This window comes from Mycobacteriales bacterium (genome assembly GCA_035504215.1).
Lineage (GTDB): Bacteria > Actinomycetota > Actinomycetes > JAFAQI01 > JAFAQI01 > DATAUK01.
Window position 1 is genome coordinate 1 of record DATJSI010000101.1, and the last position, 18541, is coordinate 18541.

At 69.4% G+C, this 18541-nt stretch carries 18 protein-coding genes; 15 read left to right on the forward strand and 3 right to left on the reverse strand.

The features are described from left to right. On the reverse strand, nucleotides 1–529 hold a 529-nt coding region (locus VME70_12525), incomplete at its 3' end, for a sigma-70 family RNA polymerase sigma factor (GenBank protein ID HTW21022.1). Nucleotides 530–684: 155 nt separating this feature from the next. On the opposite strand from VME70_12525, the gene serA reads away from it, so the two are divergent. The 3 genes from serA to VME70_12540 are packed head-to-tail and all read left to right on the forward strand — an operon-like array spanning nucleotide 685 to nucleotide 4092. Then, the gene (gene serA / locus VME70_12530) at nucleotides 685–1908 is read left to right on the forward strand and encodes a phosphoglycerate dehydrogenase (protein HTW21023.1); all 1224 of its coding nucleotides are present in this window, start codon (nucleotides 685–687) and stop codon (nucleotides 1906–1908) included. Then, nucleotides 1905–3281 (forward strand): FAD-binding oxidoreductase, encoded by a 1377-nt coding sequence (locus tag VME70_12535; GenBank protein ID HTW21024.1) that lies wholly within the window; start codon nucleotides 1905–1907, stop codon nucleotides 3279–3281. The genes serA and VME70_12535 overlap by 4 nt, the downstream gene beginning before the upstream one ends. 55 nt (nucleotides 3282–3336) lie before the next feature. Beyond that, entirely contained in the window at nucleotides 3337–4092 is a 756-nt protein-coding gene (locus VME70_12540; protein HTW21025.1) for a pirin family protein, read from the forward strand. A 4-nt stretch (nucleotides 4093–4096) separates the two neighbouring features. On the opposite strand, the gene VME70_12545 is transcribed toward VME70_12540, so the two are convergent. Beyond that, nucleotides 4097–4435: a hypothetical protein gene (locus VME70_12545; protein HTW21026.1), complete on the reverse strand. Its 339-nt coding sequence runs from the start codon at nucleotides 4433–4435 to the stop codon at nucleotides 4097–4099. A 65-nt stretch (nucleotides 4436–4500) separates the two neighbouring features. Between VME70_12545 and VME70_12550 the strand changes: the two genes are divergently transcribed. The 10 genes from VME70_12550 to VME70_12595 all read left to right on the forward strand — a co-directional run bounded on the left by VME70_12550 (nucleotide 4501) and on the right by VME70_12595 (nucleotide 14074). Continuing rightward, nucleotides 4501–6018 (forward strand): DHA2 family efflux MFS transporter permease subunit, encoded by a 1518-nt coding sequence (locus VME70_12550; protein HTW21027.1) that lies wholly within the window; start codon nucleotides 4501–4503, stop codon nucleotides 6016–6018. 7 nt (nucleotides 6019–6025) lie between these two features. Continuing rightward, entirely contained in the window at nucleotides 6026–6352 is a 327-nt protein-coding gene (locus VME70_12555) for a GNAT family N-acetyltransferase (GenBank protein HTW21028.1), read from the forward strand. 31 nt (nucleotides 6353–6383) lie between these two features. Beyond that, nucleotides 6384–7142 (forward strand): mechanosensitive ion channel family protein, encoded by a 759-nt coding sequence (locus tag VME70_12560; protein ID HTW21029.1) that lies wholly within the window; start codon nucleotides 6384–6386, stop codon nucleotides 7140–7142. A 106-nt stretch (nucleotides 7143–7248) separates the two neighbouring features. Then, a complete protein-coding gene (locus VME70_12565) occupies nucleotides 7249–7635 on the forward strand; it encodes a Rid family hydrolase (protein ID HTW21030.1) in 387 nt (128 codons plus the stop codon). Between the two features lie 134 nt (nucleotides 7636–7769). Further along, nucleotides 7770–9989 (forward strand): EAL domain-containing protein, encoded by a 2220-nt coding sequence (locus VME70_12570; GenBank protein ID HTW21031.1) that lies wholly within the window; start codon nucleotides 7770–7772, stop codon nucleotides 9987–9989. A 157-nt stretch (nucleotides 9990–10146) separates the two neighbouring features. Further along, complete coding sequence (locus tag VME70_12575; GenBank protein HTW21032.1) at nucleotides 10147–11175, forward strand: lysylphosphatidylglycerol synthase domain-containing protein; 1029 nt, start codon at nucleotides 10147–10149, stop codon at nucleotides 11173–11175. A 150-nt stretch (nucleotides 11176–11325) separates the two neighbouring features. Next, nucleotides 11326–12831: an ammonium transporter gene (locus VME70_12580; GenBank protein ID HTW21033.1), complete on the forward strand. Its 1506-nt coding sequence runs from the start codon at nucleotides 11326–11328 to the stop codon at nucleotides 12829–12831. Further along, a complete protein-coding gene (locus VME70_12585) occupies nucleotides 12824–13096 on the forward strand; it encodes a hypothetical protein (GenBank protein HTW21034.1) in 273 nt (90 codons plus the stop codon). Before VME70_12580 ends, VME70_12585 begins: the two co-directional genes overlap by 8 nt. Further along, entirely contained in the window at nucleotides 13093–13431 is a 339-nt protein-coding gene (locus VME70_12590; GenBank protein ID HTW21035.1) for a P-II family nitrogen regulator, read from the forward strand. The genes VME70_12585 and VME70_12590 overlap by 4 nt, the downstream gene beginning before the upstream one ends. 64 nt (nucleotides 13432–13495) lie before the next feature. After that, on the forward strand, nucleotides 13496–14074 hold the full coding sequence (locus tag VME70_12595; protein HTW21036.1) for a hypothetical protein: 579 nt from the start codon (nucleotides 13496–13498) through the stop codon (nucleotides 14072–14074). On the opposite strand, the gene VME70_12600 is transcribed toward VME70_12595, so the two are convergent. Then, nucleotides 14056–15996: an alkaline phosphatase family protein gene (locus VME70_12600; protein ID HTW21037.1), complete on the reverse strand. Its 1941-nt coding sequence runs from the start codon at nucleotides 15994–15996 to the stop codon at nucleotides 14056–14058. The two genes, VME70_12595 and VME70_12600, sit on opposite strands and share 19 nt — an antisense overlap. A gap of 263 nt (nucleotides 15997–16259) precedes the next feature. Between VME70_12600 and VME70_12605 the strand changes: the two genes are divergently transcribed. Next, entirely contained in the window at nucleotides 16260–17435 is a 1176-nt protein-coding gene (locus VME70_12605; GenBank protein ID HTW21038.1) for an EfeM/EfeO family lipoprotein, read from the forward strand. Beyond that, nucleotides 17435–18541: Dyp-type peroxidase (locus tag VME70_12610; protein HTW21039.1), on the forward strand; the 1107-nt coding region annotated here is incomplete at its 3' end. The genes VME70_12605 and VME70_12610, both read left to right, overlap by 1 nt.

The following is an 18541-nucleotide window of genomic DNA, read 5'->3' on the forward strand; positions in this document are numbered from 1 at the left end:
GCTTGCGCATCGCCGCGAGCGTCCGGCTTTTCACGGTGCCGAGCGGAAGGCCGGTCAGGCCGGCTATCTCGGCCTGGGTGTAGCCGCCGTAGTAGGCAAGCAGCAGGATCTCCCGTTGCTCCGGAGGCAGCGACTTCAGCGAGTCGCGGGTGCGCTGGGCACGCAGGCGCATCCAGGCCTCTTCATCCGGGCCGGGACCGGCGACCGCCACTTCGAGCAGAGCCTGTTCCGAGGCGAGTCGTTTGCGGCGCGGCGCCTCGCGTCTGAGAACGTCGATCGACTTGTGGTGCGTGACGGACATCAGCCAGGTGCTGACTGCGCCGCGTGCCGGGTCGTAGCCGGTGCCCTTCCACAGCGCGGTGAACACCTGCTGGACCACGTCCTCCGCCAGCTGACGGTCATCGAGGATGCGGCGGGCCAGGGCGAAGCACGCACCGCCGTAACGCCGGTAGAGCGCCTCCAGCGCGCGATCGTCCCCGCGGTTGACCGCTTGGAGCAACTCGGCATCCTCGAGCGAGGTCGCCGACATGCCACCACTGTGGCGCAGATTCCGCTTCGCGTCGCGGCTCAGGCCTCCCATATCTGAGGTATTCGTCAGGACCGGCTGTCCGGTTCGACCGGGTGGGCCGCTCCGTACACTGGGACCGCCGGTCCGCGGCCGTTCATCCTGATCAGAGGCGTTCGGTGAGCCCAAGTTCCCTGCCCGAAGGCGTTCGCGCGCTCCTGCTCGAAAGCGTGCACCCCGATGCGGTCCCTGTGCTCGAAGCCGCCGGAGTTGCGGTCGACCAGGTCGCCGGCGCGCTCGATCCCGAGGAGCTGGCCGGACGGCTCGGCGGCGTACATCTGTTGGGTATTCGGTCGAAGACCGAGGTGAGTGCGGCGGTCATCGATGCTGCGCCGGACCTGCTGGCGGTCGGTGCGTTCTGCATCGGCACCAACCAGATCGATCTCAAAGCCGCGTCGGAGCGCGGCATCGCGGTCTTCAACGCACCGTTCTCGAACACTCGCAGCGTGGTCGAGCTCGCGATCGCCGAGATCATCGCTCTGACCCGCCGGCTCACCGACAAGAGCGCCGACCTGCATGCCGGCGTGTGGGACAAGTCGGCGAGCGGTGCGCACGAGATCCGTGGCCGCCGGCTGGGAATCGTCGGCTACGGCAACATCGGCGCTCAGCTATCGGTGCTCGCCGAGTCGCTCGGGATGTCGGTCTTCTTCTACGACACCGTCGACAAGCTCGCGCTGGGCAACGCGCGCGCGTGCGACAGCCTCGACCAGCTGCTGTCGACCGTCGACATCGTCACGCTGCACGTCGATGGTCGACCGAGCAACGCTGACCTGTTCGGTGAGGAGCAGTTCGCGCGGATGCGCGACGGTGCGCTGTTCCTGAATCTGTCCCGCGGTTTCGTCGTCGACCACGGGTCGCTGCGCAGGCACCTCGAGTCCGGCCATCTGGCCGGGGCAGCGATCGACGTGTTTCCGGCCGAGCCGAAGGCTCGCGGCGAGGAGTTCGTCTCGGAGCTGCGCGGCGTCCGCAACGTCATCCTCACCCCGCACATCGGTGGGTCGACCGAGGAGGCGCAGCAGGACATCGGTGAGTACGTCGCGGGCAAGTTGCGTGACTATCTCGTCGAAGGTGGCTCGACGATGAGCGTCAACCTGCCGCATCTGCAACTGCCCGAGCGGCCGGATGCGCATCGGATCGCGCTTCTGCATCAGAACGTGCCCGGGGTGCTCGCAACGATCGACGGCGTGCTCGCCGAGCACAAGGTCAACATCGAGGCCCAGCTGCTCGCCACCCGCGGCGAGCTGGGTTACGTGATCACCGACGTCGCGATCGACTACCCGCCGACCGCGGCGCAAGCACTCGCGGCGATGCCGGAAACCGTTCGGTTGCGCGTGTTGTCGTGAGCGCGCAGGCGAGCGCGACATTGCTCGACGAGCTGCGGGGACTCGTCGGCCCGGCACACCTCATCGACGATCCCGACCGGCTCGCGTCGTACGACACCGACTGGACCGGGCGCTTCCACGGCCGAGCCGCCTGCGTCGTCCGTCCTGGTACGACGGCCGAAGTTGCTGGCATCGTTCGCGCGTGCGGGCGTGCGGGCGCCGCACTGTGCGTGCAGGGCGGCAACACTGGGCTGGTCGGCGCTTCGGTGCCGGTGGACGGCGGCATCGTGTTGAGCCTGCTGCGCCTCGCCGAGATCGAGCCGGTCGACCCGGTCGCCGCACAGGTGACGGTCGGCGCCGGCGCTCGGCTCTGCGATGTGCAGAGGGTCGCGCGCTCCCATGACCTCGATGTCGGCGTCGACTTCGCCGCCCGCGAGTCCTGCACGATCGGCGGCATGGTTGCGACGAACGCGGGCGGTGAGCGCGTCCTGCGCTACGGCACCATGCGGGCGCAGGTCGCGGGAGTCGAAGCGGTGCTCGCCGATGGTTCGGTGCTGAGCCGGCTGGTCGGCCTGCCCAAGGACAACACCGGCTACGACCTGGTGTCGCTGTTGACCGGGTCGGAGGGCACGCTGGGTGTCATCACCCGCGTGCGGCTACGGCTCGTTCCGCTGCTGCCCGCACGGACGGTCGCGTTGGTGGCGGTTGCCGGCGTCGCGGAAGCGGTCACTCTGGTGCAGGCGGCTCGCCGGCTTCCGACGCTCGATGCCGCCGAGCTGTTCTTCGCCGAAGGCCTGGCGCTGGTCCGCGCGCATGCCGGTCTCGCCGCGCCGTTTTCCGAGCCGTATCCGGCCTACGTCCTGCTCGAATGCGCTGACCACGCCGACCCGACCGATGCGCTGGTGTCCATGCTGGAAGCGGCGGGTGATCTGGTGCTCGACGCCGTGGCCGCGAGCGACCCGTCCGGTCGGCATGCGCTATGGAGCTACCGCGAGCTGCACACCGAGTCCGTCAGTGCGCAGGGCGTTCCGGTGAAGCTCGACGTCGCCGTCCCGCTCTCGGCCCTCGCCGAGTTCTGCGCCGCGCTCCCCGCGGCCGTCGAAAGCGTCGTGCCCGAGGCGCGCACGGTCTTCTACGGGCATGTCAACGAGGGCAACCTGCACGTCAATGTGCTTGACGCGCTCGCGCAGGACGAGGCGGCCACGGACGTGGTGCTCAGGCTGGTGGCGTCGTACGGCGGGTCCATCAGCGCCGAGCACGGCGTCGGCCGGGCGAAGCGTGCCTGGCTGTCGTTGTCCCGGTCCGAGGCCGAGCTCGCATCCATGCAGGCGATCAAAACGGCGCTCGATCCGGCCGGTCTGCTCAACCCCGGCGTGCTGATCGACCCGGCCTAGCCGCTCGACCGATCGGGACGGGAACACGCGCACGCGGGATCGGGTTGAGCCGGGCATGACGACCCCGACGGTGGACATTAGGAGATCTGACGAGCGCGACGCCACGGCGATCTCCTGGCTCGACTCGAAGCACTCGTTCTCGTTCGGGCCGCACTATGACCCGCACAACACGCACCACGGACTGCTGCTGGTCAACAACGACGACGTCGTCCAGCCCGGGACCGGCTTCGAGACGCACCCACATCGGGACATGGAGATCGTGACCTGGGTGCTGCGCGGCTCGCTGGTTCATCAGGACTCAACCGGTCACTCCGGCGTGATCTATCCCGGCCTCGCGCAGCGGATGAGTGCCGGCAGCGGGATTCTGCATTCCGAGAAGAACGACTCGTGGCGGATGTCGGGCGACGCCGAGCATCGTGACCCGGTCCACTTCGTGCAGATGTGGGTGGTGCCGGATGGCACCGGCCGCACGCCGGGGTACGAGCAGCTCGAGATCGAGGACGCAAGGTTGCGGGGCGCGCTCGTGCCGGTCGCTTCGGGAATGGCAAAGCACGACGGCGAGGCGGCGATCCGGATCGGCAACCGGGACGCCGCGCTGTATGCCTCCCGGTTGTCAGCGGGCGAGTCGGTGACCCTGCCGGAGGCGCCGTACCTTCACCTGTTCGTCGCGGCCGGATCGGTCGACCTCGAGGGCGCCGGCCGGCTCCGCGAGGGCGACGCCGTGCGCTTCACCGCTACCGGTGGTCAGCGCCTGACCGCACCAGAGCCGGCGGAGGTGCTGGTCTGGGAGATGCACGCCGCGCTGGCGTGACCGGTCAGGCGTGTCCGAACAAAGCCATCGATGCCTGGCGGGACAGGCCGCCGGCCACCTCGAGCGGCGGAACGGGGACCCGATCGGACTCGTCGAAGTCCTCCTCGTCCCAGGCGCGATCCCATTCGCTGTCCCAGCCGTCCTGGGCCGGCTCGGCATCCGAGTCCGAGCCCTGCGTCGGCTCGTCCGCCGGCTCCGGCTCGTTGCCCTGGTCAGTCGCGGCGGTCTCGACCGCAGCGGGCGCCGCCGGCGGGGCGCTCACCCGGGCAGGGAGCGGCTCGGCCATGACCGCGCGCAGCGCCGCGGCGATCGCCAGCCGGCGCCGTTCGAGATCGCTTGGCACGTCTTGACTGTACTAAATGTTTTTGCCCCGTTATGCGCAGCCGGGCAGGCGGCAGGATGAGGGAGATGACTCAGGGGGATCCGGATCGCGACCAGCCCGGCCTGTTCTATCAGAGCGCCCGGGGCCGGTGGGTCGTGGCCGCGACCGTGCTCGGTTCCGGCCTCGCGTTGCTCGACTCGACGGTAGTCGCGATCGCGCTGCCCCGGATCGGCAAGAACTTCCACGTCGGCGTTTCGGCCCTGCAGTGGGTGGTCACCGGCTACACCTTGACCCTCGCCGCATTTCTCTTGCTGGGCGGCACTCTCGGCGATCGGTACGGGCGGCGGCGGGTGTTCGCGATCGGGGTTGCGTGGTTCGCGGTTGCCTCCGCGGCGTGCGCGATCGCACCGACCGCCGGCACCCTGATCGCGGCGCGCGCCCTGCAAGGCGTCGGCGCTGCACTGCTGACACCCGGCAGCCTGGCCATCCTGCAGAGCGCCTTCGTGCCGGACGACCGATCACGTGCGATCGGCGCTTGGTCGGGACTCGGCGGACTCGCGAGCGCTGCCGGGCCGTTGGTCGGCGGTTACCTGCTCGCGATCGGGTCATGGCGGCTGGTCTTCCTGATCAACCTGCCGGTTGCCGCTGCGGTTCTCGAGATCACCCGGCGCCACGTACCCGAGTCGACCGACAGCAGCGCGAGCGGAAGGATCGACGTACCAGGCGCCGCGCTTGCGATCATCGCGCTGTCGACGTTGATCTACGCGTTGATCGAGGCGTCGAGCGACGGCTGGACCGCTCCCGTCGTGCTCAGCTGTCTCGCGGTCGGCGCCGTGAGCACGGTCACGTTCGTTGTCGTCGAGCGGCGCTCGTCGGCGCCGATGCTCCCACCATCGATGTTCGTCGCGCGCCAGTTCGCGGCGACCAACGCGGTGACCTTCCTGATGTATGGCGCGCTGGGCGGCTCGCTGTTCCTGCTACCGGTAGCGCTCCAGCAGGTCGCGGGTTACACGCCGCTTGATGCCGGACTGACACTGCTGCCGGTGACGGCACTGATGTTGCTGTTCTCCGCCGCCTCGGGTCGGATCGCCGCCCGGATCGGTCCCCGGCTGCAGATGTCGGCCGGGCCGTTCGTGCTCGGAGTCGGCCTGCTGCTGCTGGCGCGGCTGACCGACGACCACTCGTACTGGACCGGCGTGTTGCCCGGCACCTTCCTGCTCGGCTGCGGGCTGGTGATCACGGTCGCGCCGCTGACGGCCACCGCGATGAGCTCTGCGCCCGGCGAGCACGCCGGGCTGGCCTCTGCCGTCAACAACGACGTCGCCCGAGCCGCCGGGCTGTTCGCGGTCGCCGTGATACCCGTCGCGTCCGGCCTCACCGGTGACGCGTACCTGCACCCCGCGGTCTTCGCCCACGGCTACCGGATCTCGAGCGTCATCGTCGCGCTGATGTGTGCCGGTGGTGCCGCGATCGGGGCCGTCGCGATTCGTAACCCGAAACGGCCACGGCGGACCGCTGCTGCGCTGCCGCCGCCCGCAGGAGGCGCGACCGCGCCGCCGCTCACCGCGCCGGCGTCGAGCCGGTCCGACGCGGATGACGGATGATCGTGGGATGACCGATGCCACGGGACCGCAGATCGAGGTGACGAACAACGCCGCGGCCCGCCGCTACGAAGTACACGTCGACGGTGAGCTGGCCGGCCTCACCACCTACGACCTCGTCGGCGAGCAGGTCGTGTTCACCCACGCCGAGGTCTATCCGAAGTTCGAGGGCCACGGCATCGGCTCCGCGCTCGCCCGGGCAGCCCTCGACGACGTGATCGCGCAGGAGAAGGTGATTACGCCGCGTTGCCCGTTCATCGTCGACTACGTGCGGCGGCATCCGTCGTACCTCGAATACGTCGATCCGCAACATCGGCAGCGTATTTCGGAGGATTGAACCCGCCGGGAAACCGGGTACGACAACAAGAGTGAAACCGTTCTTCCACCGTACCCGTGACCCGATCGACGTTCCGACGACGCCGCGCGAGGTGCGTCCGCGACTGGGCCGTGCCACCGTTGCACTCACCGTCGCGATCGCCGCACTCGTGGTCGCCGGCATCTGGGGCAACATCCACGGCGATCTGCATCAACGCCTGTTTGCCGGTGTCGGCGGCCTGGTCTTCCTCGCCAGCGCCGTCGTCGGCATCCGGGCGGCTGCCGGCGAGGTCTACGTCGTCGTCGGTGCGCGCACCGGCCCGAGCCACGCGGGCGTCCTGCGCTGGCTGGTGACGATCGTCGGCTACATCCTCGTCCTGCTCACCGCGCTCGGAGTGTTCGCCGTACCGGTCGGCCACCTGCTGTTGGGCGGTGCGGTGACCGGGGTGATCATCGGGATCGCCGCGCAGCAGTCGCTCGGCAACATCTTCGCCGGCGTCGTGCTCCTGCTCGCGCGACCGTTCAACGTCGGGGACACGATCTGCATCCGCAGCGGCTCGCTCGGCGGGCAGCTGGTGGGCACCGTGACCGGAATGGGCATGACCTACGTGACCTTGCTCACCGATGACGGAGCCGTGTCGGTTCCCAACAGCTCGTTGCTGGCCGCCGGTGTCGGTCCCGCTCCGCGCCGGATCGCGACGCCGACGCGGACGGTTCGCGGCTTCCGGCAGTCCGCCGCCCAGCTGGCCCAGGACGATCCCGCCGCTGCGGACGCGCCGACCGCCGAGCTCTCGCTGTCCGACCGGTCCTGACCTGTTCTCACCGCCGAGCGGATGTCGGCGGTGACGGCTCGGGCGCTCACGGCGGATCGCTTCGACCCTCCTACGATGCTCTCGCGCCGAAGAGAGCGAGGGTGTTGTGAGTGAGCGTCAGCTGATCGCGTCCGGGTCGCCGTTCGAGCCGCGGATCGGCTTCAGCCGCGCGGTACGAGTGGACGACCGCGTGGTGGTGTCCGGCACCGCGCCGGTCTGGCCGGACGGGTCATGCCCGGATGACGCCGGCGCGCAAGCCCGGCGCTGCCTCGACATCATCGTCGCGGCCCTGGCCGAAGCCGGCGCCGCGCCGGCCGACGTCGTCCGGACCCGGATGTTCATCACCTCTGCCGACGACGCCGGAGCGGTCGGGGATGCGCACGGCGAGGTGTTCGCGGCGCATCGCCCGGCGGTGACGATGGTGGTGGTGGCCGGCCTGCTGGACCCGAGGTGGCGGGTCGAGATCGAAGCGGAGGCCGTGATCTCGTGCTGAGCCACCCGTGCTCAGCGCTTCACCAAGGGGTCGATTAGGGCGCTTTGTCCGTAATAACCCCCATTGCCTCAACCATCGCGGCCGACCGGTCGACAACTGAGGGGACGTCCCCCGGTTGCGAAAGGCGCAGGACGATGCCACCGAGCGAGCTGCGGCGCCGGGTGCGCTCGGTGCTCACCGTCACCGCCGTACTTGCGGTCGTGTTCGGGGAGTTCGTGTTGCTCACTGCCGTCTATCGCCGGCCGCTCGACCTGCACCGCGAGCGGGTCACCCAAGCGCAGCTGGTCGGAACGTTGTGGGCCGTTCACACACCGACCGCACCGGTGGTCGCCGAGGTGGCGTCCAGCGTCGCTGAGCTGCGCGCGCAGGGCGTCGCGGCCAAGGATCTCGGACCACTCGATGCCGCCGTCCGCAACCTGGCCGCGCACCCGGCGAGTGTCAGCGCGCTCGACGGCGTCCGGACGCGCGACTCCCAACTCGGCGGGGAGCTCGCCAAGCGCCAGCGCGACATCGACGACGAGGCAGAGACCATCTACGTCGTGCTGCTCGCCCTCGCGTCGGTCGGGTGGTTCGGCTGGTTCCGACGCGTGGTCCGCAAGCAGCGTGCGCTCCAGCACACGTTGACCGAGCAGACCGCACACGCCGAGAGCGAGACCCGGCTCGCGTCGCTCGTCCGCAGCGCGTCGGACGTCATCGCCGTCGTGGACCCCGAGGCGACCATCGGCTACGTCACTCCGTCCTCCGAGCCGGTCCTCGGCGCACCGCCGGAGGATCTGGTGGGCAGCCGGTTCACCGATCTGCTGCACCCCGACGACATCGACCACTTCATGCAGGTGCTCACGACGACGTCACCGGGCACCGAGCAGCCGCTGACCGTACGGGTGCGCCGGTCCAGGTCCGAAGTGATCTACGTCGAGGGCGTGGTCCGCAACCTGCTCGAGGAGTCCGCTGTCGGCGGGCTCGTCGTCACGGTCCGCGACATCACCGAGCGACGCATGCTCGAGCAGCAGCTCACTCATCAGGCGCTGCACGATGCGCTGACCGGCCTCGCGAACCGGCGGTTGTTCGCCGACCGGCTCGCGCACGCGCTCGAGCGCCGCGGCGAGCGCATGCAGCCCCTTGCTGTGCTGTTCGTGGACCTGGACGACTTCAAGACGGTCAACGACAGCCTGGGACACGTCGCGGGCGACGAGGTGCTCGCGGAGATCGGTGCGCGGATCGGAAGCCTGCTGCGGGCCGGCGACACCATCGCGCGGGTCGGCGGCGACGAGTTCGCCGTACTGCTCGAGGATGCCGGCGTCGAGGCGGCCGAGAACGCTGCCGATCGCCTGATCGAGGCGATTGCGGCTCCGATCGTGCTCGCAGCGGTCACCGTGCAGATCAGCGCCAGCATCGGCATCACGATGGCAATACCGGGTGAGGTGAGCGCGGAGGAGGCCCTGCGCAACTCGGACCTCGCGATGTACTGGGCGAAGGAACGCGGCAAGGCGACAACCGCGGTGTACGAGTCGCGGTTGCACACCGAGGCGTTGGAGCGGCTGCAGCTACGCGCCGACCTGCAGCAGGCGTTGCGCGGTGACGAGCTGGTGCTCTACTACCAGCCCGAGGTCGACCTTCATACCGGTCGAATCGTCGCGGCCGAGGCGCTGGTTCGCTGGCAGCATCCGACGCGTGGTCTGCTTGCGCCCGCGTCGTTCGTGCCGATGGCGGAGGAGTCCCGGCTGATCACCTCGCTCGACCGCTGGGTGCTCTCGACGGCATGCACCAGTGCGGCGGCGCTGCAGTCCGAGGGGTACGACGTGATGATGTCGGTGAACCTCTCGGTGGCGTCGCTCGAGCGCGTCGACCTGGTCTCGTCCGTCACGGAGGCGGTGCAGGCCTCGGGAGTGAAACCCGGCCGGCTGATCCTGGAGATCACCGAGAGCGCGGTGCTCGGCGACTTCGAGACCGTCGCTCCGAAGCTCGTCGCGCTGCGCGAGCTCGGCGTACGAATCGCGATCGACGACTTCGGCACCGGCTACAGCTCGCTCGCCTACCTCAGCCACCTGGACGTGGACGTACTGAAGATCGACAAGACGTTCGTCGACCGGGTCACGCAGGATCCGCAGGCGGCGGCAGTCACCGAAGCGATCATCGCGATCGGCAAGGGGCTCGACCTGCAGACCGTTGCCGAGGGCGTCGAGGATGTCGGTCAGGTCAACTGGCTGCGGGCCGCGGGCTGTGCGGTCGGTCAGGGGTACGTCTGGGCCTGCCCGTTCCCGCTCGACGAGCTGCGGGAGACGCTGAGGGACGGCCTGCGGCTGGCGGCCCCTGCGCCCGAGGGCGATGCGGTCCGGACTTGGCAATCGGCGTAAACCGGCTAGCGCGTTGGGTCGTCAAGAGAAGTGAGCAGCCGGTCGAAAACGCGGAGGTGCCCGATTTCTGCCCAACCGCGACGTGCGGTGGACGCGCCATGAGCGTGGTGACACGCTCATGAGCATGAACCCGAGCGCTCCCGGGGACAGTCCTCCCATGGCGGCGCAGCGCGGCACCACCTTGCGGCAGGTCCGCGCGAACTTCGCCGCGTGGTTTGCCGGTCATCACCGCCATGTCACGCCGACCGGGATGTTCGCGACCGTCCTGGTGGGTGCCGCCCTTGCCGCCGCGGCGTTCGCCGGGGTCGGCTGGTTCGCCGGGTTCGGTGCCATCTCGGCGCTGACCCGCAACGCCGACTGGGCCTGGTTGCCGCTCGCGGTCGCATTCATCGCGGTCAGCCATTTCGGCTACGCGCTGGCCTATCGCGAGGTGTTGTCCAGCCGCGGCGGCCCGACCGTGTCGTTCGGCCAGGTCGGCGCCTCGGTGCTCGCCGGTTTCGGAATGCTGACCCCGCGGGCCGGCTTCACGCTGGACCAGAACGTCATGTGCGAGCACGGCTTGTCCGTCCCGGCCGCCCGCGGCCGGGTGATGACGCTCGGCATGCTGGAGTACGGCCTGCTCGCGCCCGCCGCCTTCGTCTGCGCGGTCGTCCTGTTCGTCGAGAACTTCCCCGCCCGTGGCGGCGTACTGATCTCGTGGCTGGTCGGGGTGCCGGTTGGCGCGGCCATCGTCGGCATCCTGTTCCTGGTCCGTCGCCGGCTGCCGCTGACGGGTTGGCTGTGGAACGCGCTGCGCCGCTCGCTCGACGCGATCTCGGCGATGCTGCGGATCGTCGTGTCGTCGCGGGCCGGGCTGGTCGCGGCCGGAGGCATGGCGCTGTACTGGGCGGCCGACATCGCCGCGCTGGGCGCCTGCCTGGTTGTCGTGCGGCACTCCGTGCCGGTGTCCGTGCTGATCGTCGGTTACGCCACGGGCTACGCCCTGACTCGGCGCAGCCTGCCGTTCGCGGGTGCCGGTGCCGCGGAGGCGTTGATGCCGATCGCGATGCACTGGATGACCGTGCCGCTCGCCACCGCGGTGCTCGCGGTCTTCGCCTACCGGCTGTGCAACGTGTGGCTTCCGCTCGGCCCGGCGGCCTGGTGCATGCGGCGGCTTCGCGTCAGCACGCCGGCGCTCGCAACCTGACTTCGTTCCAGCGCCGGCATCCTCCGATCGCTCGTTAATCGGACTGCAACAACTCGGCGAACTCGGCGAAACACAAGCTGCCTAGCTTCTCCCTCATCGCGACAGCGCGGTCGCGGCCACAGCCACATTCCTGTCTCGAGGGGGACGCACGTGCTCGGTGAGCTGGCAACCGCGCTGCACGGCGCTGCGAACGCCTGCACGACCACGTCATCGCCAGGGTCCTGCCAGCCGTCGTGGCTCGACACCGGGAGCAACGGCTGGCAGCTGACGGCCGCAACGTTCGTCGGCCTGATGAGCCTGCCCGGCCTGGCTTGCCTGTACGGCGGGCTGGTGCCGAAGAAATGGGCCGTCAACACGATGTTCATGTGCTTCACCGGCTTCTCAGCGGTGCTCGTCGTATGGGTGCTGTGGGCCTACAAGATGGGCTTCGGCTCACCGATCGGCGGCGGCTCGGCGAACACCTACCACTACACGTACGGCGCGAACTTCTTCAAGAACTTCTTCTCCAACTTCATCGGCCATCCGGAGACCTCGCTTCGTGGCAGCTACGAGGTGTCGCAGGCCAGGCTCCCGATCGGGACGTTCCTGCCGCTCAGCCAAGCCAGCGCCGCGTTGTTCTACTTCCAGTTCGTGTTCGCTGCGATCACGCCGTTGCTGTTCCTGGGCAGCGTGCTCGGCCGGATCAAGGTCAAGGTCTGGATGATCTTCGTTCCGTTGTGGACGACGTTCGTTTACGCGGTCAACGCGATGTTGCTGTGGGGTGGCGGCTACTGGAGTCACGAGGGCGCGGTCGACTACTCCGGTGGTTACGTCATCCACCTCGCTGCCGGTACCAGCGGCTTCGTCGCGGCGTGGGTGATCGGGCCGCGGCTGGCACGTGACCGCGCGCGTTTCGTGCCACACAGCTTGCCGCTCATCTCGATCGGAGCCGGCATCGTCTGGCTCGGCTGGAACGGGTTCAACGGCGGCGACCCCTACTTCGCGAGTGCCAACGCGGCAGCTGCGGTTGTGAACACCAACCTCGCAACGGTGTCGGCCCTCTTGGTCTGGGTGCTGTGCGACATGTTTCTCAGCAGGGAGAAGAAGCCGACCCTGCTCGGCGCGGTCAACGGCATGATCGTCGGGCTGGTCGCGATCACGCCGGGCGCCGGCTACGTGAACGGACTGGGCGCGATGATCTCGGCGGCGATCGCGTCGTTGGTCGTGTGGTTCGCCTGGACCTATCTGCAGCCGATCATCATCAAGCGGGTCGACGACGCCATGGGGGTGGCGTACACCCACGGCCTGGCCGGACTGCTCGGCGGCCTTCTGGTGGGAATCTTCGCTGACCCGAGTGTCGTCGTGTACCCGAAGACGACGACCGGAGCGCCGTTCGCGGTGACCGGGTGGCTCTACGGGGACCGTCACCTGTTCTTCCAGCAGGCCGGTGCCGCATTGACCATCATCGTCTGGGACGCGCTCATCACCTTCGTGATCCTGAAGGCGATCGGGCTGTTCACCTCGTTGCGGATGTCGGACGCCGAGCTGGAGCTCGGTGATCTCGCCGTGCACGGTGAGGAGGCCTACCCGTCCGACGAGGGCATTGCGCCCGCCGGCCTGGCAAGCGCGCTGGCCGCACCGAGCCGAGCATCGAGGAGTGAGTACACCCATGGCTGAGCCGCGCAGCTCCCACTCGTTCCGCCTGCCCGACGGGACGCGGTCCGTCCAGTCGGTCTGGGTCTGGCGGGCGTTCCTGTTGATGTCACTGGTCGCCTTCGGGTTGTGCCTGACGTTCGTGACCAACGGCTGGCTGCTCTACGCGAGCGCGTGGGGTGTGATCGGAGCCGGCTGGTTCGCGATCTCGATGTGGCTGTGGCGCAAGCACGTGCGGGAGGACGACGCGGCCTGGCAGGCAGCAAGAGCCAAGGGACGGGCAGCGTGAGACTCATCATCGCGATCATCAAGCCGTTCAAGCTCGATGACGTTCGTACCGCGCTGGCCGACATCGGAACGACCGGCATGACGGTGTCCGAGGTGCGCGGTCACGGCCGGCAGAAGGGGCATACGGAGGTCTACCGCGGCGCCGAGTACACCGTCGACCTCATCCCGAAGATCCGCGTCGAGGTGCTCTCCGAGGACCGCGATGCCGAAGCGGTGATCGACGCGATCGTGCGCAGCGCGCAGACCGGGCAGATCGGCGACGGCAAGGTCTGGTCCGTGCCGGTCGATGAGCTGGTCCGGGTTCGCACCGGTGAGCGCGGCGTCGACGCGCTCTGATCCCGTGGGCGTTGCCACGGACGCAGGTGCGGCACCCACGGCAACGGGGGCTCCGGCGGCGCAGGTGGGCGCGGAAGCCGCGCCTCGCGGCTACCTACGAGGCGGGACCGGGCTTGCCGTCGACGGCCGGACGGTCGGCCTGGTCACCGTCTGGGTGGTCGTCGTGTCACTCGCCGCACTCGCGGGCGCCCTGTTCGTCGGTGCGGTCGGTGCCGAGCGGCGTGATGCGGAGCTGCGTGCGCACGGCACGCCGGTGCGGGTGACGGTGACGAGCTGTTACGGCCGCGCGTCCGGCACCGGCATCACCGTCGACGGCTACGTGTGTCGCGTGGCGTTCGCGTTCGACGGCGTGCGCCGTACGACGGTTCTCGGCGGCAGCACCGTTCTGCGCGAGCCGGGCCGCGTACTCACCGCGGTGGTCGACCCGTACTCACCCACGACCGTGCGCACGCCGGGCTCGCTGACCGCCGGCTCGCACTGGCTACCCTTCGCCGCTCCGGCCGCCCTGGCAGCCGTCGCGTTGGTGGTCGGCGTGGTCTTCGGTGGTTTGCGTCGCCGGCCGTCGCCTGACGCGAAGCGGCCCGGTCCGCATCGAACCGGGCCGCTTCGGTGTGGCGCGATCGATCAGATCGGCTGCGGGTGATGCCGGCGTCGACTGGCCGTCCAGCCCACCGGGATCGCGACCCCGAGAATCAGCGCGAGGCTGATCCCGCCGAGCGCCCAGCCGTCGGTCGACGATCCCGAGCCACCCACCGCGGCGAGGTGCCGGTGCCAGGGGTGGTGCGGTGAGGTGGCCATCGGCTCACCGGTCGAGGTATCGAGGAACAGTGGCGGGTTCGGCCGGTGGAACCGCGAGAAGTCGAACATGTCGTCGATCGAGCCCGAGATCGCATCCGCGGACTTCGCGATCCGCGGCAGGTACCAGTTGTCCTCGATGAAGCGGACCACTGAGCTCTGCTCGCTCTCGGTGTTGACGACCGCGTTCGACCGTGCCCACGGGGAGATCACCAGCAGGGGCAGCCGCGGTCCCGGACCGCAGCGTCCCTCCTCGCCGGCAACCGGCGTGCCGGTGCCGCACTGGTTGGTGCCGGTCAGGGTGTCGGCGACGGTGTCGGACGGGTTGTTGACCGGCGCCTCGACGTGGTCGTACCAGCCGTCCGAGTCGTCCCAGGAGAGGACGACCGCGGTCGAGGACCAGTCCGGAGACCGCTCGAGGGCGTTGATCTCCGTCGTGATGAAGGTCTGCTCATCGAGCGGGTCCGAGTAGCCCGCGTGCCCGTCCTCGTAGCCCGGGGCCTTGAGGTAGCTGACCGCAGGCAGGTGGTCCGGGCTGAGCTGACCCTTGTCGATCGCCGTGAGCAGGTTGTTGAACACGCTCATGTCGTACTGGTGGTTGGCCGTGTCGAAGTCCGGCTGACCGTTGGTGTAGTGCTGCGTGTCCGTGCCCACGACCGAGAGCGACGTCGGCGCGAGGTGATGAGGGTTCGCGGTCGACGCGTAGTACTGGAACGGCTCGTGGTGCGCGATGTAGTCGGACTCGGTGCCGTACTGGCCGGTCCCGCCGATTGCCGCGCCGATCGGGTGGCTGGAGCCGCACACTGCCCGGCCGACGACCGTGGTCGGGTTGTACGGCGCAGGTGCGGTCGGGCCGCTGTACGGCGTGGAGGGGGCGAACCCGCCCTCGAACCAGCCCCAGCTCAGGCCCTTCGCGTTGAGCTCGTCACCGATGTTCGTGCCGGTCAGCGAGACCTGCGCGTGTGCGCCGCAGTCGTCGTAGTAGGGGTCGGCGTCGCTGATCAGCGTCTCGCCGCCCTTGCCGTTCGCAATGAGCTGCGCGTTCGTCGGGTTGCCCGACGCCGTCGCGACGGATGGGTTGCCAGCCGTCACGCCCACGTCGCCCGTGCTGCCGGCGACCACGTCGAGTGCACCTGGGGTCGACGGGCCGTAGACCGTGCCGAACGAGTCGTCACTCAGCGCGAAGTGCTGCGCGTAGTTCCACAGCGCGGTCACGGTGTTGCCGTCGTAGTAGTCGAGGTCGTCATCGGCATTGCACGGGCGGCCGCTGCCGCTGGTGCCGCTCGCCGTACCCACCGAGTTCGGGAAGTTGTCGGCCTTGCCGCGGTCGAAGGCGTTCTGCTCCGGCGTGTAGTCGTGGTTCTGGTCGCAGGTGATGACGTCCTGCGGGTTGTCCGGAGAGAGTCGCTGCGGGTTCGCGCCGTTGGGGTTGTTGGTCAGCAGCGTCCCACCGCCGGGCGCCTTGGTCTCGAGACCGTTGACGCGCGGCGTGCCGGGACGGGCGTAGAACGGTTGCCCATCGGAGTTGGTCGCATGCGGGTAGGTGCCGAAGTAGTGGTCGAAGGAGATGTTCTCCCCGAAGATCACGACCAGGTGCTTGATCGGCGTCGCGGTCCGGGCCGGGAACGCGCCGTGGACCGACGCGTTCGCGGCGCCGCTGCCCGCGGCGCTCATCGCGAGGGTGACGCCGGCGGTGGCGGCCAGGCTGAGCCACCGTCCGCGCCGGCTGAGGCGGCGGCCGTTGAGGCTGCGCGTGAGGTATGGGGTCATGCGGGGGAGCATTGACCTGCGAATTGGACTTCAGCCGAGCCTGTCATGAAATCCCGGGGCAAACCGTGTAAACAGCAAGTGACATCCACAGGTCGGGTGTTCGTTCATCAAAACGTCACCCTGTGACCACGCCTGGTTCGCCCCCGCGCGGCGACCGGCGAGCAGACTTCCGGACGGCCATGCCTACCGACCCGCCCGCGACGCCCAACGATCCGCCCGCGCTGCCGGATCCGGGCCGCCCGCGGCGTGGGAGGTCCCGGCTCGTGCTCGCCGGGGCGGTGGTCGTCATCGTCGTGGGGACATCGGCGGCGGTGATCGCAACCCGGGCATCCGCCGGCCGCGCCGTCGCCACCCGCGCCGTTGCCATCGACGTCAGCCCGACCGCGTGCGCGGTGGCCTGGCGGGGCGCCAAGTCAGGACGCAGCGAGTACCGCGTCACGGACGTCGGTGACAGCCCCGAAGAGGTCTCGATCGTCGGACCCGATCACCTCACGACGTACGCCGAGCTCGAGATGGTGGCGCCGCGCACGACTCAGACGATGGTGGCGATCCTTCCGCCGGGCCGCTACAGCTGGGGCTGTGAGGCCGACGATGGCGCCGAGAGCTACTCCGATCTGCGTGCGGTGACCGGCCCGCCGGTCTCCGGCGCAACGCCGTACATCCCCGTCGATGCCGATCAGCTCGCCGGCGCGGTCGTGCGCTACCGCGCCTCTGTGACGGCCGGCCTTCGGGTGCTGGTCCGCGACACCGACCGGCTTCTGCAGGTCGCGCGGTCCGGGTCCCGGCCGGCGGTGGAGCGCGCCTGGCTGACCGCGCACCTCGACTACGAACGGCTGGGGGCGGCGTACGACACGTTCGGTTCGTTGGAGCAACGGATCGACGGGCGGCCGAACGGCCTGACCGACGGGGTGCGGTCGCCGCGCTTCGCCGGGTTCCTGCGCCTGGAGTACGCGCTGTGGCACGGGCAGCCGCGATCCGTTGTGGTCGCGACGGCGACGGCTCTCGACCGCAGCGTGCGGACGCTGGAGCGCCGTTTTCCCCGTCTGTCGACCGATCCGAACGACATCGCGCTTCGGGCACACGAGATCCTCGAGAACACCCTGCAGTTCGAGCTGACCGGCGAGGCCGATCAAGGCAGCCATACGACGCTCGCGACCGGCGCGGCGAACGTGGCCGGCACGCAGCTGACGCTCGCGTCCCTGGCGCCGTTGCTGCGCAAGGTCGATCCGGCGTTGTTGCGGCAGCTGACCGCCGGACTGCACCGGCTCGCCGTGACCTTCGCGGGTTTCCGGGTCGGGCCCGGACGATGGCTGCCGCTCGATGACCTCGGCCGGATGCGACGCGAGCGGCTCGATGCACAGGTCGGCGGGTTGCTCGAACAGCTCTCCGTGCTGCCCGACCATCTCGAGATCCTCACCACCCAGGACAACCAGAACTGATGAGCAGCGCGTTCTCTCGACGTCGATTCCTGACCGGCAGCGCAGCTGCAGGCGCGATCGGTGCGGCCGCGGTAGGGGTCGGAGCCGGGACTCGATCGCAAGCCGCGGCTGCGACGCCGGCGACGGGTGCTTCGCCGGTCGCACCGCTTTATGGCGCGCATCAAGGCACCTTGTTGCTCTCGCCCGCGGCCGCGACTGCGGTGGTCGCCTTCGATGTGACCGCGACGACGCGCGGTGAGCTGGTCGAGCTCATGCAGACGTTGACCGAGCGGGCGCGGCTGCTCACCCAGGGCGAGCCACTCGAGCCGAGCAATCCCTCCAGCCCACCTGCCGACAACGGGTTGCTCGGACCGACCGTTGCTCCCCACCAGCTCGGCATGACCGTCGCGGTCGGTGCGTCGCTTTTCGACCGCCGCTTCGGCCTGACCTCGCGGCGCCCGACGGGTCTGGTGCCGATGAAGACCTTCCCGAACGACAACCTCGACCCCGCGCAGACCCATGGCGACCTGACTCTTCAGCTGACCGCGGCGTCGGCGGACATCGTCGTACATGCGTTGCGGGACATCACGAAGTACACCCGCGGCTGGATGCAGCCGCGCTGGCGGATCGACGGGTTCTCCAGTCCGCCGCGGCCGGACGGCAAGCCGCGCAACCTGTTCGGCTTCAACGACGGCATCTCGAACCCGGTCGTCACGAACCCGCGGGTCGCCGAGGACCTGATCTGGGTCACTGGCAGCGGCGAGCAGGCGTGGGCCACGGGCGGAACCTTTCAGGTGATCCGGATCATCCGGCAGCTGGTCGAGTTCTGGGACCGGGTGTCACTGCAGGAGCAGGAACTGATGATCGGGCGCCGCCGTGCGAACGGTGCTGCTCTCGACGCGAACTCGGCGGGCACTGCGCCGAACTACCGCGACGATCCGCAAGGGCTCGTGATCCCGCTGAGCGCGCACATCCGGCTCGCCAACCCGCGGACACCAGCGACGGCTTCGAGCCGCATCCTCCGTCGCGGCTGGAACTACGACCGTGGCCTGGACGTCAACGGCAACCTCGACCAGGGGATGCTCTTCACCTGCTACCAGCGCAGCCTGCAGCGGCAGTTCGAGGCG